This window comes from Sandaracinaceae bacterium, assembly GCA_020633055.1.
GTDB lineage: Bacteria > Myxococcota_A > Polyangia > Polyangiales > Houyiibacteriaceae > JADJJE01.
Window position 1 is genome coordinate 304,395 of sequence record JACKEJ010000007.1, and the last position, 24,416, is coordinate 328,810.

Below are 24,416 nucleotides of genomic sequence, written 5' to 3' on the forward strand. Positions count from 1 at the left end.
GACGAAAAGGCTCTCCCCCCAAACGCTCCAGGATCGAACTCCATGACCTTCGTACGTGCCGCTCGCCTTCCTCTCTTGATGTCCTTGGTGCTCGCATCTCCGGTCGCGGTCTCGGCGCAGATCACGCAGCCGGACGGCAACGTCTACCCGGTCGATTCGGGCTCGGAGGTGCAGCTCTTCACGCTCTTCAGCAATCGCGGCGAGACCATCGACTACATCAACGACGCCAGCGAGCAGCCGAACGCCTTCTCGCCGTTGTGCGACTTCACCGCGACGCTGGTGCTGAAGCAGTCGAGCTCGACGCTCAACGTGGGGTGGTACAACGTGACGGGCACGGCCCCCACGGCCTCCGAGATCTACCCGATCTTCGCGAACCCGCTGACCAGCGGCTCCGTCGGTGTCACGGTCACGGGTCAGACCATTCGTGAGAGCGACGACTACGCGGGGGGGCTGATCGGCTTCGCGCTGATTCGGGCGTCGGCGCCGGACTACTACTTCACGGAGCGGCAGTACAACCCGGAGTGCACGGGTGGGCCGTGCGATGACGGGGCGCCTGCGTACGTGGGGCGATGGATCATGAGCCTGAGCTACCAGTCGACGGTGGAGCCGAACGCGTTCTACGTGGCGTTCGAGGACGGCGGCGCGAACGCGACCGGGTGGAGCAACGACGGCGACTACAACGACTACGTGTTCTACTTCACGGGCATCACCTGCTCGGGCGCGGGCGAGACGTGCGACGTGCCGGGGGCGATGGGCATCTGCGCGCAGGGGCTGACGCAGTGCGATGGCGCAGCGCTCGAGTGCATCCCGGTCAACGTGATGAGCACGGAGAGCTGCGACGGCCTGGACAACGACTGCGACGGCGAGGTGGACGACGGCGACCTCTGCGGGAGCGGGTCCGTGTGCGTCAACGGCCAGTGCGTGGGGCGCTGCAACGAGTTCGGCTGCAGCAACCCCGACCTGACGTGCGAGGAGAGCACGGGGCGTTGCTACGAGCCGGCGTGCGAGAACGTGAGCTGCCCCTCGGGCGAGGTCTGCCGCGGGGGTGACTGCGTGGGCCCGTGCGACGGCGTGGTCTGCCCCGGCGCCCAGGTGTGTCGCGTGGGCGCCTGCGTGGACCCCTGCGCGAACGTCACCTGCGGCGCCATGAAGGTGTGCGAGGGCGGTATCTGCGTGGACACCTGCAGCTGCACCGGCTGCGGCGCCGGCTTCAGCTGCGCAGCCACGGGCCAGTGCCTCGACACGGACTGCGTGAACGTCAGCTGCGCCGCAGGCACCGTCTGCGACCCCAGCAACGGCAACTGCGTCGACGCGTGCATCGGCGCGGTGTGCCCCGACGGACAGATGTGTACCGCCGGAAGCTGCGTCGACATCCCCATCTCGACACCCGACGGTGGTACCGGCACCGGCAACGACATGGGCACCGGCAACAACCTCGACGCCGGTGGCAGCGGCGCCGACGGTGGCGGCAACGGCTCGGACGCCGGCGACGGACGGCCCAGGCCTCCCGTGAGCAGCGGCTGCGGCTGCAGGGTGCCTGACCCCGCGGCACCGGAGGCCCCCGTCGCGGCTTGGCTCGCGGTGCTGGGTCTGGCGTTGTCCGCACGGCGTCGACGTCGGCGCTGACCGCAGAGGAGCCCCTCACGACGCTTGGACGCCCCCATCACGACGCAGGACCCTGCCACGACCAGGCAGGGTTCTATGTGGTGCGGAGACCGCCCGAACGAGAACTCACGCGCGACGCGCGGCGCACTCGTGGGCGACGGCGCACAGCGCGAGAGCCCGCGGCGACCGGATCATGTGGTCCATCTTGTTCATGGCATAGCCCATTGCGACGCGTGCGACCGGGTCCGCCCAGGCGAGCGATCCGCCAGCGCCGGCGTGCCCGAAGCCCTCCCGGTGGGGCGCGAACATGCCGGCGTTCTCCTTCAGGAACCCCTGACTCCACCCGACGGGCTTCTGCAGCACGCGGTCGTGTTCCGACCAGCCCCCCCCGTGCATCACGGGCTCGAGGAGCTCGGGGCGGACCAGCCGCACACCGTCGATCTCGCCCCCGTTGGCGAGCGCGGCGAAGACGCGGCAGAGCCCGCGCGCGTTGGCCACACCGTTGCCCCACGGCAGCTCGAGGGCGTGGATTCGACGCGTGTTGAAGTTCTGGATGCCGGCAGGACCGAGCTCCCGCGGATGTGCGAACGCCCGCTGTGCGTCCCCGCCGCGTGCCACGTTGCGGTACACACGGCCCTCCGTGCTGTCCGAGGCGAGGAGCTTGGGGATGATCTTGGTCAGTCGCTCGCGCGTGGTGACTGGGTAGTTCGTCGCGACACGCGCCTCGTGCGATTCTGGCAGGCCGATGAACGCATCGGCCCCGAGTGGTCCCGCCACCTCACGCGCGAAGAACGAGCCCACTGACTCTCCCGTGATACATCGAAAGAGCTCGGCCGCGTAGAGGCCGTACGTGACCGCGTGATACCCCTGATCCTGCCCTGGGGGCCAATGCGGAGCCTGCCTGGCGAGTACGTCGGCGACATACGCTGGGCGCTGGACGATGTCGTCGACGGTGACCGCCTGATCCAGAGCGTGGAGGCCAGCGCGGTGGTCCAAGAGGGTGCGGACGGTGATGCGAGCTTTCCCACGCTCTGCAAAGGCTGGCCAATAGCTGGCGACCGGCGCGTCGTAGTCGAGCAGGCCACGCTCCGCGAGCATCAAGAACGCGGTGGCGACGAGCCCCTTCGTACACGAGAACACCGTAGCGAGCGTGTCCCGTTCCCACGGGCGACATCGCTCGACGTTCATCAGCCCGCCCCACAGGTCCACCACGACCTCTCCGGCGTGCCACACGCACACGCTCGCTCCCCACTCCTCTCCTCGGTCGAACGCCGCTTGGAACGTGGCCCGGACAGGCTCGAAGTCGGGGTGGACATGGCCAGACACCTGGCCGGCGCGGGACCGCTCGGGGAGGTTCACGGAAGGCACGCTACCACGAAAAACGTTGTCTCCCAGGGCTAGCGAGGACATTCTGGCACTCAATGACAACCAGAGCATTCTTGGGTACCGGCCTGTTGGGCACCGGCATGGCGGAGGGGGCGCTGAGCCGGGGCGACGCCGTGCACGTGTGGAATCGCACACCGGAACGCGCGGAGCCCCTGCGCGCGATGGGGGCGACGGTCCACGCGGAGGCGATGGCCACCCTCCCAGAGGCCGACGTCGTGCACCTCGTCCTGACGCATGACGACGCAGTGGACGCTGTGCTGGATGCGGTCGAGCCCGCGTTGTCCGTGTTGGTGGAGCGACGGGTCGTCATGGTCGACCACTCGACGACCTCGCCCGCGGGCACCGCCGCCCGGGTCGAGCGCATGCAAGCGCGGGGGGTGCCCTATCTGCACGCGCCCGTCTTCATGTCGCCCAACGCGGCGCGCTCCGCCCAGGGGACCATGATCGTCGCTGGCGACCCCGCGACCTTCGAGCGCGTCGCACCCTTGCTCGAGCCGATGACGGCGACGCTGCGACATGTCGGCGCGCGCGCAGACCTGGCCGCCGCCATGAAGCTGTTCGGGAACGCCATGAACCTCGCCATGCTGCACGGGTTGGCGGACATCCTCACGATGGCCAGAGAGCTCGAGATCCCCGAAGAGCGCGCGCTCGACGTGTTCTCGGTCATCGACGTCCGTTACGTGCTCGAGGGGCGCGGCAGGAAGATGGCGGCGCAAGACGTCGCGCCCCTGTGGACGGTCGACGTGGCACGCAAGGATCTCGGCCTGATGATGCGGTGCGCTGGGGAGGCCGCCCTGCCCTCGTTGTCGGCCATCGCTGCGACGCTCGACGCTCGCCGCGCGGCGGGTGAGGGGGAGTTGGACGTCGCCGTCATTGGCCGCCGTCGCCCGGCACGTGCGGCAGCGGGCTCCGGGACGGTAGACGACGGCTGTTGACTTTGTTGACACTGAGTGTCATTTTTGTCCCACCAACTGGGAGACCCGGAGATGAGCATGTACGATCTCAAGATCACTGGTGGAACGCTGGTCGATGGCACGGGTGGCGCACCCTACGCCGGCGATGTAGGAATCAAAGATGGCGTGATCGTGGCGGTCGGCGTGGTGGAAGGTGAGGCCAGCGAGACGTTCGACGCGACCGGGGCCATCGTGACACCAGGCTTCACGGACCTGCACACGCACTACGACGGGCAGGTCAGCTGGGATCCGGACATGGCGCCGTCGTCGCTGCATGGCGTGACCACCGCCGTCATGGGGAACTGCGGGGTCGGCTTCGCGCCGGTGCGTCCGTCGGACCACACGCGCCTGATCGAGCTGATGGAGGGCGTCGAGGACATCCCGGGGGCAGCGCTCGCGGAGGGCATCCCGTGGGGCTGGGAGACCTTCCCCGAGTACATGGACCGTATCGACTTCCCACACGCGATCGACTTCTGCGCGCAGGTCACGCACGACGCGCTGCGCGTCTACGTGATGGGGGAGCGCGGCGTGTCTGGCTCCGTGGCGACCGAGGAAGACATCGCACGCATGCGGATGCTCGTGCGCGAGGCCGTCGAGGCTGGCGCCGTTGGCTTCAGCACGGGCCGCAGCGACAACCACCGCTCGATCCGTGGCGAGGAGACCCCTGCGTCCGAAGCCCGCATGGAGGAGCTCGTCGGCATCGCCGAGGCGTTTGCGGGGCTCGGGCACGGCGTGGTCCAAGGGGTCAGCGACTTCGACATGGCCAAGAGCCCCGAGCTGTTCGACGGGGAATTCGATCTCCTCGAGCGTATGGCCGAGGCGGCCGGGCGTCCCCTCAGCATGTCCCTCATTCAGCGGGACCAGGAGCCAGGGCAGTGGCGCCGCGTGCTGAAGCGCGTCGAGGCTGCGAACGCGCGAGGCTTGGACGTGAAGGTGCAAGTGGGGGCGCGGGGCATCGGCCTGATGCTGGGCCTGCAGGCGACCTTCCACCCGTTCATCGGCTTCCCCTCGTACAAGAAGATCGCGCACCTTTCGCTCGACGAGCAGGTGCGCATCATGCGTGACCCCGAGTTCAAGGCGCAGCTCTTGACCGAGAAGAACGAGCCACTCTCGGGGGACGGGAGCGCCATCCCGCCACTCGCGGACCAGCTCCTGGCGCGCATCGACATGATCGCCCTGCGGCTCTTCAAGCTCGGCGAGGAACCGAACTACGAGCCTGATCCCAACACCTGCCTCTACGTGGAAGGCCGCAAGACGGGGCGCGGGACGCTGGACGTCATCTACGATGCGCTGCTGGAGCAGGACGGGCGCGCGCTGCTCTACTTCCCGCTCTACAACTACATCGAGCGCAACCTCGACCAGGTCTACGAGATGCTCCAGCACCCGCTCGCCTTGCCCGGCCTGAGCGATGGCGGCGCGCACGTGGGCACCGTCTGCGATGCCAGCTTCCCGACGTTCATGCTGACTCACTGGGCGCGCGATCGTGAGAAGGGGCTCCCCCTCGAGAAGGTCATCAAGATGCAGTGTCACGACACTGCGCGTTTCGTCGGCCTGCGCGATCGCGGTCTGCTCGCCGTGGGCCAGCGCGCCGACATCAACGTCATCGACCACGCGAAGCTCGCCCTCGAGCACCCGCGCATCCAGGCCGACCTGCCCGCCGGCGGGCGCCGGCTCATGCAGGGCGCGCGGGGCTATCTGGCGACGTTCGTGCGCGGCCAGATGATCGCTCGTGACGGCAAGCTCACGGGGGCGCGCCCCGGTCGCCTGGCCCGGGTCACGAACTGAGGGCGGGAGCCAGCAGACGGCGGGGTGCAGGCCACGTGTGGCCCGGCGTCTGCGCGGGCATCACGAGCCGACCGCCTGCACCCGCGCCAGACGCACGGGCTCTCCCAGCCGGAGGGCGTCGAGCGCTTGCTCGGAGAAGCGCGCGTAGTGGTGATTGCCGAGGCCCATGGCCAACGCGTGTGTCTGTTGGAACGTGCCCGTCGCCCGGATCACGTCTCCCTCTTGCGCGTAGAGGTAGCCCAGCAGGTAGTCGCACTCGAGCATGTCCACGGCGTAGCCCTGACTGGCCGCGTACGCGCGTGCCTCTTCGATGAGTGTCCGCCCCTCGCGGCTGCCGTGGCGCGACGCATCCAGGAACCCCAAGAGCCGCAGGCTCTGGTGCTCACGGCGCGTCAGCCCGCGCTCGTGCGCCCGCTCGTATCCCACGCGCAGCGCCGCGAACGCGCGGGACGTCTCGTTCAGCCGCAGATGGCACTCCCCGATGTGGAGCAGCGCCTCCACCTCTTCGTCTTCGAAGCCGTGCTCTTTGGCGATCGACTCGGCGCGCCGCGCGGCGTCGATGGCGTCGCGCAGGTCCCCCGCCTGCCCCTGTACGCGCATGTCGGTGAGGTGGAGGGCGCAGCGGCGGATGGGCGCAGCGTCTACCGGCGTTCGCTCCCAGGCCTCCCACAGCGCGCTCCGTGCGGCCGCCTCGTCGCCCGCCGCCGCGTAGGACATCGCGAGCCCGGAGAGGCAGCGGACCTGCGTGTCGATGTCGCGGGTCTCCCGGGCAGTCGCGAGGGCTTCTCGCTGCAGGTTCGCCGCGGAGGCGTAGTCCCCGACGCGCGCGAGGGCGTCGGCCGTGGCCACGGTGACCTCGCAGAGCTGCTTCGGGTCACCCAGCTCACGGGCCACCTCACGTGCGCGGTCGAGCCACCGGCGCGCGTCCTCCATGCGGTTCGCATGACACAGCAAGAGCCCCCGCAGCATCGCGAAGTGGGCCAGCTCCGGCAGACGCCCGAGGGCGTCGGCCAGCTCGTATGCCGCGGCCATGCGCTCTGCCCCGGCAGCCACCACGCGCCCGGCGAAGGCCACGTCGCCCAGCGCCACGTAGAGGCGGAGTCGCACCTCGTGGCTCGGCTCGCTGGCCAACGCGGTCAGCTCGAGGGCGCGCTCCAGAGCCCCGAACGCGGTGGCGTAGGCCCCTTCGTGGGCGCTCCGCCGCGCCCAGCGCTCCAGGTAGGAGACCGCCTCCGCGGTGGAACCGGCCGCCTCATGGTGCAGCGCGAGGGTGTGCGCCAGCTCGTCCAGCTCGTCTGGGTACAGCTCTTCGAGCGAGACGGCGATGGCGCCGTGGATCTCCTTGCGAGCATCGGGCGTGAGCCCCGTCGAGATGACCTGCACCATCGCGTCGCTGGCGAACGCATACCCGCGCTCCCCGCGCGTGAGGATGCCGCGGCGCTCCAACAACCCGAGAGCCTCGTCGACGGTGTCCGGGTCCTCGTCGGTGACGCGGCTCAGCGTGAGGAGGTCGAGCTCCTGTCCCAGCACGGCAGCCACCTGGAGCAGGTGCCGCTCCGTGGGCGAGAGGTGCTCGAGGCGCGCCCGGATGATGCCGCGCAGCGTCTTCGGGACCCCGACAGCGATGTCGTCACGGAACACCACGCCGTCGGTCGTGACGGAGACGGCCCCCGCTTCGCTGAGCGCGTGGGCGTACTCCTCGACGAACAGCGGATTGCCGGCGCTCTTCTGGAGCACCTCGCGCACGAGCTTCATCGGCACCTCGTCCGTGCCGAGGCGTTCGGCGAGCAGCTCGGTGGTCTCGGTCTCGCTGAGCGAAGCGAGCCTGTGTTCGAGGAAGTTGGGGAAGCGACGCCACGGCTGGCCAGGGACGGGCCGATACGCGAGGATCGCGAGCACGGGGACGCGCTCGGGTTGGTCGAGGATGCTGCGCAGCACGCGCAGGCTCGCACGGTCCGCGTTCTCGAGTCCGTCGAACGCCACGACCAGGGGGCGCAGCATGGCCATCCGCCTCCCGACGCGCGCGATGGCGCGGCGCAGCGCCGTGTCGAACGCGTCACCCGTCTCGGACTCGCGCGCGGCGTGCCCGAGCAGCTGCGCCACCGCCCGAGCGGACAGCTCGTCGGCTCCGAGCTCGCGCAGGCGTCCGAGCTTGCGCCGCGCCTCGTCGTCGCTGTCACGTGGATCGATGCCCAACACCACGCAGAACAGCTCTTGCAGCGTGGCGTAGCGCACGCGTTGGAGGGCGGGGTCGATGCGCACGTAGAGGGTGCTGACGTTGTGGTGGTCTCGCTGAAGACGCGCCATCGCCTCCATCAGCAGACGTGTCTTGCCGCTGCCGGCCTCACCCGCGATGCCGAGCAGGCGTCGGTCGCCGGACGCGGCGCGCCCGATCTCGTCCCCGACCACGCGCAGCGCCGCAGCCCGTCCCACGAACGGCGCGGCGGCCGCCGAGAACGCGCTCTCCTCGATGACCTGCCGGTAGTCCGTTCCCCCGACTCGTCGCACGTCGAAGCTGCGGTGGATCAGGTGCTGCGCCGGCACCGTGACCAGGACTTGCCCCGGGCTGGCAGCAGACGCTGCGCCGATCCCCGTAGCGATGAGCGCGCGTAGGTGCTCGTCTGCCACGAGCGCGGACGAGATGTCGACCAGCACGCGCCCGGAGTGCAGCCCCATGCGCAGAGGCGCGAGCCCCAGCTCCTTCGCGCGCCGCCGCACGTCCAACAGCATGCGGGCCGCGGCGTCGGCGTCGCGTCCGTCGGGCGTGTCCAGACCGAAGATGGCAGCGTGCATGCCGTCGCGGGTGTCGACGCACCGCCCGCCGAACCATGCGACGCGCTGTGCGACGACGCTGGGCAGCCCGTGGTCGAACGGTCCCAGCACCGCCACCGTGACGTCGCGGCGCTCGGGCTGCGGGCGCGCCACCCCCAGCGCCCGCTCTCGGCTGGCCTCGCTCGAGCTGGTCGTGCCGGGGCCGCTCGGGGGCGGATGGGAACGCGAGGCCCGCGGCCGCTCGATGGGCGTCGCGGACAGCCCCACGTGGCGAATCCCAGGCGCCCTCCCCGGCGGCCGCGACGTCCTGCGCGAGCTGCCGAACGACGTGGAGAGCCGTGGCGCGACGTCCGACGCCGCGTTGTAAGAGCTCTCCGCGCCGCGCACCTCGGCCACCAGCCGCGCCACGTCCGAGGCGCGTGCGCGCCTCCCAGCGTCGAACAGGAAAGGCTGGAGCGCCTCGTAGACCACGCCCGCGCTGTCGGGCCGCGCGTCCTTGTCGGCTGCGAGGCAGCGCATCACCAGCATGGCGAGCTCGGCTGGGACGGAGGGAGCGTGCGTGCGCACGTCGGCCACGCGCGCGTCGCTCACGGCGCGCAGGGTCTCGCGGGTGTTCTCGCGCTTCCACGGGTTCACGCCGGTGAGCGCGTGGTACAGCAGGGTCCCCAGCGCGAAGATATCCGTCTTGGGGTCGACCAGCTCACCGCGGGCCTGCTCGGGCGACATGTACGCGAACTTGCCCTTCACGACGCCCTCCTCGGTACCGAAGACGCTCGTGCGTGCTTTGGCCACGCCGAAGTCGGTGAGCTTGACCTCCCCGTCCACGCTCACGAGCACGTTCTGCGGCGACACGTCGCGGTGCACGATGTGCAGGGGCTGTCCCGCCAGGTCGCGCTTGTGGTGCGCGTAGTCCAGCGCGCGGGCGACCGACGCGCCAATCAGCGCCAGCGTGGGCAGGGGCACGTCGATCTGCTCGCGCCGGGCACGCTTGAGCAGGGTGGCCAGGTCGGGTCCCGGTACGTACTCCATGGCGATGAAGTGGGTGTCCTCGGCGAAGCCCAGGTCGAACACCTGCACGATGTTCGCGTGCGTCAAGGAGACCGCGATCTTCGCCTCGTTGACGAACATCTCGACGAACTCCGTGTGGCGGGCCAGCTCGGGGAGGATGCGTTTGATGACGAGGACCTTCTCGAAGCCGGACACGCCGTGGCTCTTGGCGCGATACACCTCGGCCATGCCGCCGCGCGCGATGCGCTCGAGCAGCTGGTACTTGCCGTAGCTGACGCTGTCACCCGTCATGGACGGGGGAGAGTATCACTCGGCCGCGACACCCTCACTAGCCAGCTGCAGGGCGTGGAGGCGAGCGTAGATCCCGCCCAGGGCCACGAGCTGGTCGTGTGAGCCCTGCTCGACGATCCGCCCGTGGTGGAACACCAGGATGCGGTCGAGCGCGCGAATGGTGGAAAGGCGATGCGCGATGACGAGCGCCGTGCGCCCCGCGATGACCTGGGCCACCGCCCCCTGGATGCGCGCCTCGGTCTCGCTGTCCACGTTGGCGGTGGCCTCGTCGAGCACCAGGATGGGCGAGTCTCGGTAGAGCGCACGGGCGAACGCGAGCAGCTGCCGCTCGCCGGCGCTCCAGTTGCTGCCGCGCTCTTCGACGCGCGCGTCGAGGCCCCCTCGCGACTGCACGAGGTCCCAGGCCGAGGCGCGCTCGAGGGCGGCTTGCACGCGCGCGGGGTCGGGGGCACCGACGTCGAGGGCGATGTTCTCGGCGACAGTGCCCACGAAGAGGAACACGTCCTGCGGGACCGTGGCGAAGCTCGCGCGATGGGCTTCGCGCGGCAGCGCGCGGATGTCCTGACCATCCACGCGCACCTCGCCGGTTTCCACATCGTACAGGCGAAGCAAGAGCGCCGTGAGTGTGGTCTTGCCCGACCCGGTGGCGCCGACGATGCCCACCTGTTCGCCGCGCGCGATGCTGAGCTGGAGGTCGTGCAGGACGGGCTGCCCAGGCTTGTAGCCGAACGTGACGCCGCGGAATTCGATGGCGGTGTCGGTCTCTTCACGCGCGTCGCTGACGTGGCGCGCGGGGGCGTCGGGTTCTTCATGGTCGAGCAGCGAGAAGATGCGCTCGGATGACGCCAAGGCCGACTGGATGATGGTGTACTTCGTCGCCAGGTCGCGGATGGGGACGAAGAAGCGCTGGATGTAGTCGTAGAATGCGACCACGGTGCCGACGTACGCGGCCGTCGCGGCGCTCCCCTCGAGCACCCCAGCTTGCGTGGCGGCGTAATACAGCACCATGGCCAAGCACGCCGTGGCCACGGACTCGACGACGGAGTACAGCAGCGCGTCGAAGCGGATGTTGCGGTAGTTGGCCGCGCGGTAGTCTTCGTTGATCTCGCGGTACTCGGCCGCACACTCCGCCTCGCGCCCATAGGCCTGGACCACCGCGATGCCCTGCACCTGCTCGTTGAGGTAGGCGTTGAGCTGCGCCACGTGGACGCGGATGCTGCGGAAGGCTTCGCGGGCCCAGCGGCGGAACACGTTGACGGCGATGGTGAGCGGTGGCAGCGCCAGGAGCGCGATCAGCGCCAGCTCCACGTCGAGGTAGAGCATGAAGCCGATGATGCCCACCAGCATGAGCAGGTCCGAGATGGCGGTCACCGCGCCAGACGCGAAGAGCTCGGTGATGGCGTCGATGTCGTTGGTCATGCGCGTGACGACCCGGCCCACCGGCTCGCGGTCGAAGTAGCTGACGCGCAACCGCTGTACGTGCTCGAACACGGCGCGGCGCAGGTCCGCCGTGGTGCGCTGCCCGGCCAGCTGCATGACGTAGGTCTGCGCGAACTTGGCCAGGAACTCGATCGTGATGGCCGCCGCGAAGCCGAGCACGACCATCTGCAGCGCGTCGTCGCTGCGCGCCACCAGCGTGGCCTCGATGGCTCCCTTGACCATGAGCGGCTGCACGAGGGAAGCCAGCGCGGCGAGCGGCATCGTGACCAACGCCGCGATGAACAAGACCGCGTGCGGTCGCGCGTACGGCACCAGCTTGCGCAGCAGTTGGACGTCGCCCTCCCCGCCCGTGGGCGCGAGCGACTCCTGGGCCGAGGCCACCATCAGCAGCCTGGGTCCGCGCTCCCGCTTCTGCTTGCCTCGCGACCAGCTCATAGCGTCGACAGCTCCGCTTCGAGGGCCTGGCGCTTGGCCATACGCGCGTAGGGGCCGCCGGCCTCCATCAGCTCGCGGTGGGTGCCGCGCTCGACGATGCGCCCCGCCTCCAACACCACCACCTGATCCATGCGCTCGGCCGCAGCCACGCGATGCGTCACGAGGATGAGCGTGCGCCCCTCCCCCGCGCGGTCCAGCGCTCGGAGGATGCGTGCCTCGGTCTTGGCGTCGACCGCGCTGAGAGGGTCGTCCAGCACGAGCACGCGCGGCGCGTTGAGCAGGGCCCGCGCCAGGGCGATGCGCTGCTTCTGGCCTCCCGAGAGCTGCACGCCTCGCTCGCCCACGAGCGTGTCGAGGCCCGCGGGCATGTTGTCGATCTCCTCGAGGATGCACGCCTCGTCGGCCGCGCGCCGCACCCGCTCGCGTAGGGACGCGGGATCCGCCTCGTCGTTCCCCAGACCAAACGCGATGTTGCGCTCGATGCTGGTGGAGAACAGGAAGGGCTCCTGCTGCGCGTAGGCCACCGTCTGGCGCAGCTCGCGTAGGGCGAGCGACTCGACGGGCTGCTCGTCGACCAGCACCGCGTCGTCCGGCGCGGGGAGGAGCCGTGGGAGGGTCGCCGCCAGCGTGCTCTTGCCCGAGCCGATGCCCCCCAAGATGGCGAGCGACGTGCCCGCGGGCACGTCCAGCGACACCCCCCGCAACACGGGCTGCCCCCCGCGCTCCACCTCGAGGTCTTGCACGCGCACGCGCCCCTCGCCTCTCATCGGGATGGGCTCGCGGGGGTCGGCGATGTCGGGCTCCGCGTCGAGGATCTCGCGCACCCGCTCGAAGCTGGCGCGCCCGCGCTGCACCACCGAGAGCATGTAGCCGAACGCCAACGTGGGCCAGACCAGCGTCGCCAGGTAGGCGTTGAACGCGGCGAACTGCCCCACCGTGAGCTCGCGCCGGAGGATCATCTCGCCGCCCTGCCAGATGACGATCAGCGTCCCGATCGACCCGATCAACATGAGCGCGGGGAACATGAAGCCGCGGGTGACCACCAGGCGCATGTTGGCGCGGATGGCCGCTTGGTTCGCGGACTCGAAGCGGCGCTCCTGTTGCGCCTCGAGCCCGAAGGCCCGCACCACGCGCACGCCCGCGAGGTTCTCCTGGGCACGGTCGGCTAGCGCGCCGAGGGCCGCCTGGGCGTCACGCGAGCGGTCGTAGAGCACCTTGCCGAAACCGCGCGCGACCAAGATGAAGAGCGGATACAGCAGGCGCGAGCGCCGTGGTCGCGGCAGATGGCCAGCATGAGCGCGATGGCGCCTAATGTAAGGCGAGGATCGAGTTCACGACGCGCTTAGCCGCGCCAAACCCCACGAGCAGCCGGAGCGTCCGAGGTCGCCCGGCGGCCTTGCGATCTCGCCTGTGGGCGCGCGCTGGAAGAAGCTGGGGGCCCAGCTGATGCACCTTCTCGATGAGTCAGCGCAGATCGAACTCCACATCTCTGACCACGTCGAACACGAACGCGTGACTGCACGCGCACCACCCACATGAACGCTGCGAGCCACGACGGCCAGGAGTAGTTGCGCACCGTGCCGAGGTCCAGGTCGACCAGCGCGTCGATGGCGTGCTGCAGCAGCCACGGGATGCTCTTGTCCGCCACGTTCGTGAGCACCAAGAAGAAGCCGCCCACGGCGAGCGAACGCCAATAGGGGCGCAGGTACGAACCGAGCGTCTTCTTCCGGGGGGCCAAGGGGGCAACCATGGTCCCTCGGCGGATTATGGCAAGGGCTCACCTTCCTCTGGAGGCGACGGGAGGCGGCTGCGGAAAGGAACCGCCACACGTTGCTCGGCCACGAAGGACAGCAGTCGGTGGACGGCGCTGCTGAGCACGTGCAGCCCACTGCCAGGCTCTCTCGCGCCATCACTCTCGCGCGACGCCGTGAGCGGGTCTCCTGAAACGCTCGCGATCGGCTCGCTCGGCTCGGGCTCTGGGAGCGTCATCTCGATGGACGTGACGCCAGGCTGGTCGTGCCGCTTGATCACTTTGGGGTCCACCTCGAGCAGCAGCGCCTGCATGGCGTCGTTGTCGGCCATGACCATGCAGCGAAAGCGGCGGATTCCGCGCTCGACCGCCGCGTCCGTCAAGCGCCGCAGCATCAAGCCGCCCAGCCCCTGCCCCTGTGCGTCGTCCACGATGGCGATCGCGGGCTCGGCCACGTCCGGATCGTCGGCGCAGCGCACGAAGCGTGCGACGCCGAGGCCACGGAGCCGGCCATCCGCGCCTTCCTCACCCGCGACCAACGCGAAGTGGTCCTGCCCATCCACCTCCGTCAGGTACACCAGGTCGGCTTCGTGCAGGGCCTTCTTGCCCGAGAAGAAGCGCGTGTAGCGTGACTTCGGCCCCAGCCGCTCGAAGCCATCGAGCAACAGGGCCTTGTCGTCGGGGCGAATGAGTCGTAGCTGCACGGCGCGGCCGTTCGCGAGACGCTTGTGCTCGTCGTAGTGCTCGTCGAATCGCACGGGCGCAGTGTAGTGCCAATTTGGGGCACCGAGACAGACGAGCCTACGCGGGGCAGCACAGACGCGCGAAACGGCAAGACGCCTCGGGAGCCGATGTCCAGAGGCGTCTCGGGGAACCGCAGGTTCGGGCCGTGCTCAGCGAGCCCGCTTGGTCTCGCGCAGACGCGACTTCTTGCCGCGGAGGTCTCGCAGGTAGTAGAGCTTCGCGCGACGCACGTGGCCGCGAGCCTGGACCTCGACCTTCTCGATGCGCGGCGAGTTGAGCGGGAAGATGCGCTCGACACCGACGCTGTACGAGACCTTGCGGACGGTGAAGGTGGCCCCGGCGCCACCGCTCTTGCGCCGAATCACGACGCCCTCGAAGACCTGGACGCGCTCCTTCTCGCCCTCGCGAATGCGGTAGTGAACGCGGACGGTGTCGCCCGGACGGAACGGGGTCAGCGTGCGGGCCTGGGTGGCGTCAATCGCCTGAATCTGGGGAACGGCTGTGCTCATGGGTCTACCTGCGTCTCGCGGGTCGTCATCGCCCGGCGGGCGTTGGGGGTCGCTGTTTAGCCTGATCCCAAACGATGTCAATCCAATTGACACGTGGAGGGCGCGGGAACACGCGGCTCAGGCCTCGCCAAAGAGGCGGTCCAAGATGATGGCCGCCGCGGCGCGTACAGACAAGTGGTTGTAGTCGCAGCCCGCCCGAATGGGAGCCAGGACGGCTTGGGAGCCGACTAGGGTGTCATAGACGAGACCGTGCCCCGTCCCAAACAGGATCAAGGTCGGCACGTCGGGCTCGTCTCGTAGGCGGCGCGCACCCTGCTCGAAGGACAGCGTGGCTACCCCCTCTGGAGCGCGTGCGCCTGTGGCCCAGACGCGGGGCGAAACCCCTTCTCGCCCCGTGATGTCGGCGACGGTGTCCTCGATGCTGCAAGTGTGACCCGGATGAGCCGTGCGCTCGGCCTGCTGGGGCACTCCAGCTCGCCCCCGGGCGCACCTGGCTTCCAGTGCGACAGGATGCGCTCCACGATGGCGTGCTGGGCCGTGATGGGCGTGACCACGTAATAACCAGACAGCCCGTAGGTGCGGGAGGAACGGGCGATGTCATGCACATCGAGGTTGGTGACCGACGTGGCCACGCTCAGCCCCTCGCGGTCCTTCACGGGGTGATGCACCAAGGCGCAGTAGACGCGCCGGCTCACGTTCCGTCCCCGTCGGGCGGCGACGCTCCGAGCTCGGCGCGAACCGACGCGACCACCGCAGCGACCTCGGGGGTCAGCTCACGACCCGCCAGCAGGTCCGGCCGGCGCTGAAGGGTACGACGGACCGACTCGCGCTTGCGCCAGGCAGCGATCTTGGCGTGGTGACCGCTCATGAGGATCTCCGGGATGCCCTGTCCGCGGAACTCGGGAGGCCGGGTGTACTGGGGGTACTCGAGCAGCTGGCTGGTGTGGGACTCGTCGGCCGCGGACTGCTCGTTGCCGAGGACACCTGGCAAGAGGCGGGCCGTGGCCTCGATGACCGCGAGAGCCGCGATCTCTCCGCCTAGCAACACAAAGTCGCCCAGGGAGATCTCCTCGTCCACATACGAACGGATGCGCTCGTCGAAGCCTTCGTAGCGGCCACACACCAACGTCAGCGCCGAGTAGGTCGAAAGGCGCTCGGCGGCGCGCTGGTCGAAGGGGACGCCCTGGGGTGAGAGCAGCACACGGCGCGAGCGCTCCGGGAGCCCACGCTCACGGTCCAGATGCTCCAGCGCGTCCACCACCGGGCCTGGCATGAGCACCATCCCGCTCCCCCCGCCGTAAGGATAGTCGTCCACCGAGCGGTGCTTGTCCGTCGCGAACTCACGCGGCGAGAGCAGCGTGAGCGACACGTCGCCGCGCTCCCGGGCCTTGCCCAGCAGTCCGACGTCGGCCGCCGCGAACAGCTCGGGGAACAGAGTGACGACCTCGAAGCGCATCAGCCGAGCTTCTCGACCGGGAGATCGTCGAGGTCGCCAACGCGCACCTCGCCGGCTTCGATGTCCACGCCCTCGACCCACGGGCGCATCACGGGCACCTCGCGAACGCCGTCGGCGAAGCGGCAGCGGAAGCACTCCATGCTGGGGTAGAGCATGATCTCGAGCACCTCGCCGACGATCTCGCCTGCGCGCTTCACGGGGAGGCCCACGGCGTCCCGCAGATAGAACTCGTCGGCGGCCGGCGCCGGCATCTGGTCGCGCGGAACGCACACCTCTCGCTCGCGGAGCGCCTCGGCCGCTTCGACCGTGGTCACGCCTTCGAGGGCGACGAGCCAGGTCTTGGGTGCACGCCGAGCCGCGAGCACGCGGTGTGCCGTCAGGGCGCCCGTCTTGTCGCGCAGGTGCAGCACATCCAACTCGGCGATCAGCTCGGAGTCCGCGTTGAACGCGTGGACGCGTAGCTCGCCCCGCACGCCGTGGGGACGCGTGACGGCGCCGAGGGCCACCCACTCGCGCTCGTCGGAGGCGCCCGGCCCCGACGGTGAAGGCGCGCGCGTCGGCGCAGCTCCGCGGGGGGGCTTCACTCGAGTATGTCGAGCACCACGCGCTTGTCGAAGCGCGTGGAGGCAGCCGCCACGACCGTGCGGAGGGCACGCGCCGTGCGGCCCTCGCGCCCGATGACCTTGCCCAGGTCGTCTTCGGCCACGCTCAGCTCGAGCACGATGGCGCGGTCTTCCTCGACCGCGGAGACCTCCACGGAGTCGGGGTCGTCCACGAGCGCACGAGCAATGTAGGCGACGAGATCTTTGAGGTCCTGCAAGGTACCGACGAGCCTCGGGATGGAACGAAGGGCCGGCCCCGCCTCCCCAGCACGCGCGGCGCGGGGACTCGGCGGAGGCCGACGGGGCTCAGGCAGCCGCGGCGGCGGAGGCCTTCTTGTGGGCCTTGACCACCTTCTCGACGCGCTCGCTCAGCTGAGCGCCCTTGCCGACCCAGTACGCCAGGCGCTCGTAGAGCACGTGGGCCTCGGTGATCTCACGCGAGGGGTCGTAGTAACCGATCTCTTCGATGAAACGGCCGTCGCGGGCGTTCTGGCTGTCCGTGACGACGATGTGGTAGAACGGGCGCTTCTTGGCGCCGCGTCGGGCAAGTCGAACCTTGACCATGGGGAGATACCTCTTTTTACCGGGATGTTTGCGCCAAGGAAACGTCCTCGGGGGCAATCGGCCGCGGAAGCTAGCGGGCTTGGGCACGAGCGTCAAGGCGCGGTGTGCCCTCCCACCGTCGTTTGCGCTCCCGCCGCGCCGCGTGGGAATCCTTTGTTCGCTCACGCCTTTGTCGGTATGAGTGCCTCCCATGCGATCCCTCCACCCCGTTCATCCACGCCTCCCTGGCGTGGCCACGCTGACCCTCTGTGGGCTGGCAGCGTTCGCGCTCGGCTGTGGCGGACGCGGGTGTGGTGGCGAGGACCCGGCGCTGGACACGAGGCAGGCGCTCCCGACGGCCACCTTCACGTTGGCGATCGTCACGGATCTGAAGGGCTACTCGAGCCGTGCGGTTACGAGCCGCCGCTGGCGGCATCGACCGCCTCGCCGCGCAGGTGATCGCCACCCGCGGCGCCGGGCCCCACCCTGACCCTGCTGGCGGGTGACCTGTCTTCTCCGGCAATGCACGGCCCCCACGTCGGCGAGGCCGCCAGCGCTCCGACGGTCCGGGCTTGCTGCGCGCGCTTCGTGCGGGCAGGACGCGTCAGCGCCGAGGCGGTCGCGGACGTTTCAGGCCTAAGCCGGCGCTCAGCTGCCCGACCGCACACTGAGAACCCGCCGCGCTGACGGCGCTGTGCAGAGCAGAGCGCATCTGCGCGCCTCCTGCGGGCGAGAGGCGGCAGTCGCACGGTGGGGGAACAGTGTCCTGCGGACGGCGTGGCAGAAGAGGACCCGCAGGCTGCGGAGGCTACGCCCCGCGCCCTGCTCGATGATCCACGCTACGCAGAAGCGCTCCCTGGCGTGGTCATGACCCGCGGCGGTCGACGTGGCGCCCGCGCGCTCGCGCGGGTCTCGGGGGTCGACGTCGTGATCATGGGTGGCGCCGACGTCGATGAGCCCCTCCCTCCGAGCGAGGTGGGCGACGCGCTGGTTCTCCACGCGAGCCGCCAAGGTCAGGGCCTGACCCTCGCGCGGGTGTACGTCCCGCCGGGCGCGCGGGGGACCGATCCAGGTCGGCCGAGCGTGCTGGACATCAGCTTGTGGAGCGTCGAGGTGCGCCGGGGCACGCTCGAGGCGGACATCGCCGAGCTGGAGGGCAACATCCGGCGCTGGGAGGAGGAAGCCGCCGACCCAGCGCGGGTGGCGCAGCAGCGGGCGCGGCTCGACGCGATGCGCGCGGAGCTGGCCACCCTCACCGCGCCCCCCCTCCCCCCCGACCGTCGCGCGGTGTCTGCCGAGTTCGTCGAGCTCCCGCCCGACGCGCCTCGCGAGGCGTCCATCACGGAGGCGATGGAGGCGCTGGCACGACGGGTCAACGACCACAACCGTGTCGCCCTGGCCGAGTGGGTCCCCGAGCCGGCCAGCGCAGGGCAGCCGCACTACCTGGGCTCGGCCAGCTGCGAGAGCTGTCACACCGCGGCGTTCGCGTGGTGGCGGAACCATCCCCACGGGCGCGCCTACAGCACCCTCAGAGGTGCGACACAAAAGTTCAACCTCAGCTGCGTGGGCTGCCACGTCACCGGCTACCTCCAGCCCGGAGGATCCACCGTGACCCAGCTCGGTGCCGAGGGCGCGCTGCGCAACGTCGGCTGCGAGAACTGTCACGGCCCCGCCAGCGCCCACGTGGAGAGCCAGGGACCATTCCCGCCACGACGCGACGTGCCCGAAGCCGTGCGTGGGGGTGTCGGCTAAACGAGAGCACAGCGACCGCTTCTGCATAGAGGTCTATCGCCGTACGCTGCTGGGTGCCTGGTCATGGGCTGCCGGAAGCCGAGGCCGGATTCAACCCATGAACACCCGAACCGCGACCGGACGACCCCCGATGCAGGCCAGCCCCGGCACGCGCGACACGTGCGCTCCCAGCGGATGCGTCGCGCCCGTCGCGCCGCGTTGGATGATCGCGTTGCTGTCGGTCATGTCGGGGTGTGGTCGGCCGGCACCTCCGCACGCTCGACGGAGCCGACCCCACGCGACCCCGCGGCGCAGACGGCGCCGCCTCCGGCGGGAGAGCCAACGCGCCACCCCGCGCCGCCACCCATGGGCGGCACGACCACCCCGCGCGCGACGACGTCCGAACGCAGCCACAGCCCGTACGCCGCCGAGTATGGACGGGCGCCAGCGCTCGAGACCCTCGAGGGCCGCGCCAGCTACTACAGCGACCGCCTGGCGGGCCGCAGCACCGCCAGCGGTGAGCCCTATCGAACCACCGAATTCACGGCTGCCAGTCGCGACCTACGCTTCGGCACGATCTTGCGGGTGACCCGCGCCGACACCGGCGCCGTCACGTACGTACGCGTCAACGATCGCGGACCGTTCGGGGATCGGCGGCGGATCGTCGACCTCTCGCGCGTCGCGGCCGAGGAGCTCGGGATGATCCGGGCTGGCGTGGTGGACGTGCGGGTGGAGATCGTCCACCGCCCGACCCGCTGAAGACGAGGCGGCGCCGACCTCGACGCGGACGCCCTCGGGCTGCTGGGCGTGCAGCGCGCACGGTGCGTCCCGAGCGCACAACTGGCGGCCGCTCGCGCCGACACAGGCGCATGGCGTGTTCCAGAAGGTCCTCCGTGCCCTCCCCTTGGGTTCCGCTCCTGGTCTCCGCGTGGCTCGGCTGCGTCGACACCGGACTGCACGGCGGGTCGCGTGCGCCTGTGGACGCCAGCGTGCCCAGGGCACCACTGTTGGTGTCGACCTGGCCTGCGGATGGCAGCGCAGGCGTCCCCGACGAGCTCCCGCGTGCGTGGATCGCGCTCGACACCCCAGGCCCGCTGCGTGTCCTGAAGACCGGCTGGCGCAGCCCCGGCGGTTCCGTCCCACACCGCGCCGAGCAGCGCCCCTGCGACGAGGTGGGGATCGTCGCAGACGTGTGTCTGCGGCTCGAGCCGCTGATCCGACTGCCGGTCGGGACGCATCAGATCGGGCTGGACGAAGGGACGCTGGACGCGGAGGGAGACCCCGTCGACCCCGCGTTCGCCGAGTTCGACGTGACCTCGCTCGCCGTCGATCCGGCCCAGCCGTCCGTGCAGGGGTGTGAGCGCGACGAGGAGCGGGTGTCGGGCTTCTGCTTGCTGCGCACGGACACGTCGCTCCGCGTGCGCGCCTTCCTCAGCGCCAGCGCCATCGTCGAGCTGGCAACCGAGGGACGCACCGTGCGCGCTCTCGCCTCCCGCGCGGAGGTGGTCTTGCGGCTGACTGGGCTGGCCCCCGACACGTTCTACCCGCTGACGATGCGCGCCACCGGCCTGGACGGCGCGACGCATCAGGTCGAGACCCTGGTCCGGACCCACGATTCCCTCGCGACGCTGACCATCAGCGAAGTGCGCGCCGACCCCCTCGGCCCAGACCCGGACCAGGAGTACGTCGAGATCGTGAACTACGGCGATGAGCCGGCAGAGCTGAGCGGGCTCCGCCTCGCGGACGATCCGACGCGCGAGGGAGATCTCGTGGTGAGCGCGCTCCGCCTGCCCGCTGGGGGACGCGCGCTGCTCGTGCCGGAGCGCTTCGAGCCAGCCCTCACTCGCGGGGACGTGCCCATCCCCGAAGGCGTGCCGCTGGTTCGCGTCGACGGGCCGCTCGCAACGGGGGGGCTGACCAACAGCGGCGAGCCCTTGTTCCTCCGCGATCCTCTCGGGCGGCGCCTGTCCGCCGTGCCGTCTCTGCCCAGCACTGCCGGCCGCTGCACGCAGCGGACCGGGATCGACCCCCGCGACGACACCCCTGCGAGCTTCCACATCCGCGCCGCGTGCAGCCCCGGCCGCGCGGGTGAGGACGAAACGTGGTAAGCGGCTTCACGGTGAATGACACCCCGAGTCGGCACGAAGAGGTGATCGAGGTCAGCGTCGAGGAGGTCCTCTTCCGCAGCGAGGACGGCTTCTTCGCGGTGGTCCGGGCGGTGCGCACCCGTGACAGCGCGGAGTCTCCCGATGTGACCGCGGTGGGCAACCTCGGGAACGTCAGTGTTGGCGAGACACTGCGGCTACGCGGGAGGTTTTCGGACCACCCCCGCTTCGGGCGCCGCTTCCAGGCGACTGGCTTCACGCCTGTGCTGCCGACCACCGCGCCCGGTATCGTGCGCTATTTGGGGAGTGGGCTGATTGGCGGCATCGGCAAGGGCCTGGCCGAACGGCTGGTGCAGCACTTCGGAGACGAGACCATCGACGTCATCACGCAGCAGAGCAAACGGCTGCGTGAGGTGCCCGGCATCGGCGCCGGACGCGCCGAGTCCATCGCGAAGGCGGTGCGTGAGAAGCACGCGCTGGTGGAGACCATGGTGTTCTTGCGCGGCCTGGGCATCGGTCAGGCCGCGGCCGACCGCGTGATGAAGCGCTACGGCGAAGAGGCGGTGCAGCGGGTGCGCAGCGACCCCTACATGGTGGCGGAGGAGGTCAGCGGGATCGGCTTCCAGACCGCCGACCAGATCGCACGCGGGCTCGGCTTCACGGAGGACGACCCGCGCCGCGCCGCTGGAGCCACGCTGCACCTGTTGGGCAAGGCCGCGGACGATGGTCACCTGTTCCTCACGAAGCCCGAGCTGCTGGACGCGTGCACGCGCCTGCGGGTCCCGACGAGCGCCGTGGAGGAGGCGCTGCCCGCCCTCTTCCTGCGAGGCCTGGTGGTGGAGGACGAGGGGGACCTGTACGTGCCGCCCTTGCACCGCGCGGAGCGGCGCGTCGCGCGACTGCTCGCGGCGCTCGCGCGACCGCGGGCACTCCCCGCGGCAGGCGAGGCGGCCGTCGCGGCGGCCCTGGACGGTTCGAACCTCAGCGAGACGCAACGCTCAGCCGTACGCAGCAGCTTGATGACGGGCTTGATGGTGCTCACCGGCGGACCGGGCACGGGCAAGACGACGACCATCAAGGCCGTCGTCGCGGCACATCGCGCGCTCGGGCATCGCGTGGCCCTCTGCGCGCCCACCGGCAGAGCGGCCAAACGCATGACCGAGGCCACCGCGCACGAAGCCAAGACCGTCCACCGCACCCTGCAGTGGAACCCCGTGTTGTCGCGCTTCGAGAAGGGTGAAGACGACCCGGTCGACGTCGAGCTCATCCTCGTCGACGAGGCATCGATGCTCGACGTCCGCTTGGCGGAGCGCCTGTTCCTGGCTGTCCCGCCCTCCGCTACGCTGGTGTTGGTGGGGGACGTGGACCAGCTGCCACCCGTCGGCCCGGGACAGGTGCTGCGGGACTTGATCGCGAGCGACGTGTGCCCCGTGGTGCGCCTCGGTGAGGTCTTCCGGCAGGCGCAGCGGTCCGCCATCGTGCGCGGCGCGCACGCCATCCTGCGTGGCGAGGTGCCCGAGCCCACCCCGGCGGGCGAGCGCGGCGACGGAGATCTGTTCATCGTGCGCGCGACGGGGCCCGAGGCCCTGCACGAGAAGCTGGTTCAGCTGGTGGAGCGCATGACCACCGTCTATGGCATCGAGATGGGAAACCTGCAGGTGCTGTCACCGATGCGCAGCGGTCCCGCCGGGACCCATGTGCTGAACGAGGTCCTGCAGGCCCACTTCAACCCCGCGGCCCAGGCCACTGCGACACCCGCGGCGCGCTCAGGCGACGACATCGGGCGTGGCCGGGCGCTCTTGCGCCCGGGCGACAAGGTGATGCAGCTGCGCAACGACTACGAGCGCGATGTGTACAACGGAGATCTCGGCACCGTGCGCCGCATTGAGGGGGGTATCACCTACGTGATGGTCGACGGTCGCGAGGTGCAGTACAAGTTCGAGCACCTGGACGCGCTGACCCTCGCGTACGCCAGCACCGTCCACAAGGTCCAGGGCAGCGAGTTCGAGGGCATCGTGGTGGTCTTGCACGGCTCCCACCACATGCTGCTGAGCCGGCCGCTGCTCTACACGGCGGTCACGCGCGCCAAACGCCTCGTCGTGCTGCTGGGCGATCCGCGTGCCATGGCGAGAGCCGCGCGCAACGCGGAGCTCACCCAGCTGAACAGCAAGCTGGCGGCCCGCCTCCGCGAAGAGGCTCACCCGTCGAAGCAGTGGACGACCCCGTCGTAGAAAGCGGGGCGGAACGCCTTGATCTTGGTGTTGGAGCGCGTCGGGTGGACGCGGTTCGTGAGGAGGACGATGACCAGCCCGCGGTCGGGATCGCACCAGATGCTGGTTCCTGTGAAGCCCAAATGGCCGAACGTGCGCGGACCCATACGCTGCCCAGCGGCGCTCGCCGACCCGCTCTTCGTGTCCCAGCCCAAGCGGTGGCTCCCAGGCCGAGGGGCGAACACCACGTCGCGCACGGCCGTGCTCACGAACGAGGTCTGCCCCGCGAGCGCATCCAGCCACGCCAGCCCCAGCCGCGCCACGCTCTCCGCGTCGCCGAACAGACCCGCGTGCCCCGCGACCCCCCCCAGCGCGGCGCAGTTCTCGTCGTGGACCTCTGCGCGCACCACACGCCCGCGCCAGTCGCAGCGCTCCGTGGGAGGAACCTCCGGGGCCAGCTGGTGCCGGGCGGCGGCGGTCAGCGCCCCCGCGTAGAAGACCCTGTGGCGCACCCCGAGCGGCTCCAGCACCTCTGCGTCCACCACCTCTTGCAGCGGGCGTTGTGCCACCCGGGACAGCAGCTCGCCCGCCACCATGTAGCCGAGATCGCTGTACACCATCCCGCGATTCTGGTCGCCGTCCCGGCGCATGGCCTCTCCGATGATCCAGCGCCGAGCGGCGCCGCTGCCGGCTTCGTGCTGCACGTCCAGATAGAGCCCTCCCCACGCGTCCAGCCCGCTCTCGTGGGACAGGAGGCGCTCGAGGGTCACGCCAGCGAGCGCGGTGCCGCGCGCGTCTGGGAGGACATCGTCCACTGGCACCGAGAAGCTCAGCGCGCCACGGCTGACCATGTGGGCGGCCGCGCTCGCCACGAAGGGCTTGGTCAGCGACGCGAGGTCGAACGCCGTGGTCTCGCGCACCTGCGGCTCACCGCGCGCCAGCACCCCGCCCGCGGCGCGGGCGACCACCACCGTGGAGGTGTTGGGGTCTCGGTAGAGCGCGCAGGCGCTGGCGCCCGGAAACACGCCCCCGGCGGCTCCAGACTCTAGGAGTCGAAACATCTGACGTTTCAACCGATCGACGCTCGGCTT

The 24,416-nt window shown here is 70.2% G+C and carries 18 protein-coding genes and 1 pseudogene; 7 read left to right on the top strand and 12 right to left on the bottom strand.

The features are described 5' to 3' along the window. Nucleotides 1–42 precede the first annotated feature (42 nt). On the top strand, nt 43–1,626 hold the full coding sequence (locus H6726_14800; protein ID MCB9658918.1) for a hypothetical protein: 1,584 nt from the start codon (nt 43–45) through the stop codon (nt 1,624–1,626). Nucleotides 1,627–1,731: 105 nt separating this feature from the next. Here the strand turns inward: H6726_14800 and H6726_14805 are convergent, their stop codons facing one another. Then, a complete protein-coding gene (locus tag H6726_14805; GenBank protein ID MCB9658919.1) occupies nt 1,732–2,964 on the bottom strand; it encodes a beta-lactamase family protein in 1,233 nt (410 codons plus the stop codon). Nucleotides 2,965–3,026: 62 nt separating this feature from the next. Here H6726_14805 and H6726_14810 point away from each other — a divergent pair, with 62 nt between their 5' ends. Then, the gene (locus tag H6726_14810) at nt 3,027–3,926 is read left to right on the top strand and encodes an NAD(P)-dependent oxidoreductase (protein ID MCB9658920.1); all 900 of its coding nucleotides are present in this window, start codon (nt 3,027–3,029) and stop codon (nt 3,924–3,926) included. A gap of 57 nt (nt 3,927–3,983) precedes the next feature. Continuing rightward, complete coding sequence (locus H6726_14815) at nt 3,984–5,729, top strand: amidohydrolase family protein (GenBank protein MCB9658921.1); 1,746 nt, start codon at nt 3,984–3,986, stop codon at nt 5,727–5,729. A gap of 60 nt (nt 5,730–5,789) precedes the next feature. Here the strand turns inward: H6726_14815 and H6726_14820 are convergent, their stop codons facing one another. The 10 genes and pseudogenes from H6726_14820 to rpsP all read right to left on the bottom strand — a co-directional run bounded on the left by H6726_14820 (nt 5,790) and on the right by rpsP (nt 17,300). Further along, nucleotides 5,790–9,800 (bottom strand): protein kinase, encoded by a 4,011-nt coding sequence (locus H6726_14820; GenBank protein MCB9658922.1) that lies wholly within the window; start codon nt 9,798–9,800, stop codon nt 5,790–5,792. A gap of 15 nt (nt 9,801–9,815) precedes the next feature. After that, complete coding sequence (locus tag H6726_14825; GenBank protein ID MCB9658923.1) at nt 9,816–11,624, bottom strand: ABC transporter ATP-binding protein; 1,809 nt, start codon at nt 11,622–11,624, stop codon at nt 9,816–9,818. 47 nt (nt 11,625–11,671) lie between these two features. After that, on the bottom strand, nt 11,672–12,913 hold the full coding sequence (locus H6726_14830; GenBank protein ID MCB9658924.1) for an ABC transporter ATP-binding protein: 1,242 nt from the start codon (nt 12,911–12,913) through the stop codon (nt 11,672–11,674). Between the two features lie 526 nt (nt 12,914–13,439). Next, nucleotides 13,440–14,183, bottom strand: a complete 744-nt coding sequence (locus H6726_14835; GenBank protein MCB9658925.1) for a GNAT family N-acetyltransferase — start codon at nt 14,181–14,183, stop codon at nt 13,440–13,442. A gap of 135 nt (nt 14,184–14,318) precedes the next feature. After that, the gene (gene rplS, locus H6726_14840; protein ID MCB9658926.1) at nt 14,319–14,678 is read right to left on the bottom strand and encodes a 50S ribosomal protein L19; all 360 of its coding nucleotides are present in this window, start codon (nt 14,676–14,678) and stop codon (nt 14,319–14,321) included. A 117-nt stretch (nt 14,679–14,795) separates the two neighbouring features. Next, nucleotides 14,796–15,373, bottom strand: a pseudogene (locus H6726_14845) (RNA methyltransferase). Further along, on the bottom strand, nt 15,370–16,134 hold the full coding sequence (gene trmD, locus H6726_14850) for a tRNA (guanosine(37)-N1)-methyltransferase TrmD (GenBank protein MCB9658927.1): 765 nt from the start codon (nt 16,132–16,134) through the stop codon (nt 15,370–15,372). Before trmD ends, H6726_14845 begins: the two are co-directional and overlap by 4 nt. After that, entirely contained in the window at nt 16,134–16,718 is a 585-nt protein-coding gene (gene rimM / locus H6726_14855; GenBank protein ID MCB9658928.1) for a 16S rRNA processing protein RimM, read from the bottom strand. The genes trmD and rimM overlap by 1 nt, the downstream gene beginning before the upstream one ends. Continuing rightward, entirely contained in the window at nt 16,715–16,954 is a 240-nt protein-coding gene (locus tag H6726_14860) for a KH domain-containing protein (protein MCB9658929.1), read from the bottom strand. Before H6726_14860 ends, rimM begins: the two co-directional genes overlap by 4 nt. Nucleotides 16,955–17,042: 88 nt before the next feature. Then, on the bottom strand, nt 17,043–17,300 hold the full coding sequence (gene rpsP / locus H6726_14865; GenBank protein ID MCB9658930.1) for a 30S ribosomal protein S16: 258 nt from the start codon (nt 17,298–17,300) through the stop codon (nt 17,043–17,045). A gap of 756 nt (nt 17,301–18,056) precedes the next feature. On the opposite strand from rpsP, the gene H6726_14870 reads away from it, so the two are divergent. The 4 genes from H6726_14870 to H6726_14885 all read left to right on the top strand — a co-directional run bounded on the left by H6726_14870 (nt 18,057) and on the right by H6726_14885 (nt 23,346). Then, entirely contained in the window at nt 18,057–19,031 is a 975-nt protein-coding gene (locus H6726_14870; GenBank protein ID MCB9658931.1) for a hypothetical protein, read from the top strand. 345 nt (nt 19,032–19,376) lie between these two features. Continuing rightward, nucleotides 19,377–19,769: a septal ring lytic transglycosylase RlpA family protein gene (locus H6726_14875; protein MCB9658932.1), complete on the top strand. Its 393-nt coding sequence runs from the start codon at nt 19,377–19,379 to the stop codon at nt 19,767–19,769. 134 nt (nt 19,770–19,903) lie between these two features. After that, nucleotides 19,904–21,118, top strand: a complete 1,215-nt coding sequence (locus H6726_14880) for a lamin tail domain-containing protein (GenBank protein MCB9658933.1) — start codon at nt 19,904–19,906, stop codon at nt 21,116–21,118. Beyond that, the gene (locus tag H6726_14885) at nt 21,112–23,346 is read left to right on the top strand and encodes an ATP-dependent RecD-like DNA helicase (protein ID MCB9658934.1); all 2,235 of its coding nucleotides are present in this window, start codon (nt 21,112–21,114) and stop codon (nt 23,344–23,346) included. Before H6726_14880 ends, H6726_14885 begins: the two co-directional genes overlap by 7 nt. Here H6726_14885 and H6726_14890 read toward each other — a convergent pair. Beyond that, nucleotides 23,313–24,386 (bottom strand): beta-lactamase family protein, encoded by a 1,074-nt coding sequence (locus H6726_14890; protein MCB9658935.1) that lies wholly within the window; start codon nt 24,384–24,386, stop codon nt 23,313–23,315. The two genes, H6726_14885 and H6726_14890, sit on opposite strands and share 34 nt — an antisense overlap. Nucleotides 24,387–24,416: the final 30 nt, after the last annotated feature.

Bases quoted from the DNA above. Each gene is read 5' to 3' on its own strand.
- rpsP (MCB9658930.1), bottom strand. From the start codon at position 17,300: ATGGTCAAGGTTCGACTTGCCCGACGCGGCGCCAAGAAGCGCCCGTTC.
- H6726_14875 (MCB9658932.1), top strand. From the start codon at position 19,377: ATGGGCGGCACGACCACCCCGCGCGCGACGACGTCCGAACGCAGCCAC.
- H6726_14810 (MCB9658920.1), top strand. From the start codon at position 3,027: ATGACAACCAGAGCATTCTTGGGTACCGGCCTGTTGGGCACCGGCATG.
- H6726_14815 (MCB9658921.1), top strand. From the start codon at position 3,984: ATGTACGATCTCAAGATCACTGGTGGAACGCTGGTCGATGGCACGGGT.
- trmD (MCB9658927.1), bottom strand. From the start codon at position 16,134: ATGCGCTTCGAGGTCGTCACTCTGTTCCCCGAGCTGTTCGCGGCGGCC.
- H6726_14820 (MCB9658922.1), bottom strand. From the start codon at position 9,800: ATGACGGGTGACAGCGTCAGCTACGGCAAGTACCAGCTGCTCGAGCGC.
- H6726_14825 (MCB9658923.1), bottom strand. From the start codon at position 11,624: ATGGTGGCCTCGGCCCAGGAGTCGCTCGCGCCCACGGGCGGGGAGGGC.
- rplS (MCB9658926.1), bottom strand. From the start codon at position 14,678: ATGAGCACAGCCGTTCCCCAGATTCAGGCGATTGACGCCACCCAGGCC.
- H6726_14800 (MCB9658918.1), top strand. From the start codon at position 43: ATGACCTTCGTACGTGCCGCTCGCCTTCCTCTCTTGATGTCCTTGGTG.
- H6726_14890 (MCB9658935.1), bottom strand. From the start codon at position 24,386: ATGTTTCGACTCCTAGAGTCTGGAGCCGCCGGGGGCGTGTTTCCGGGC.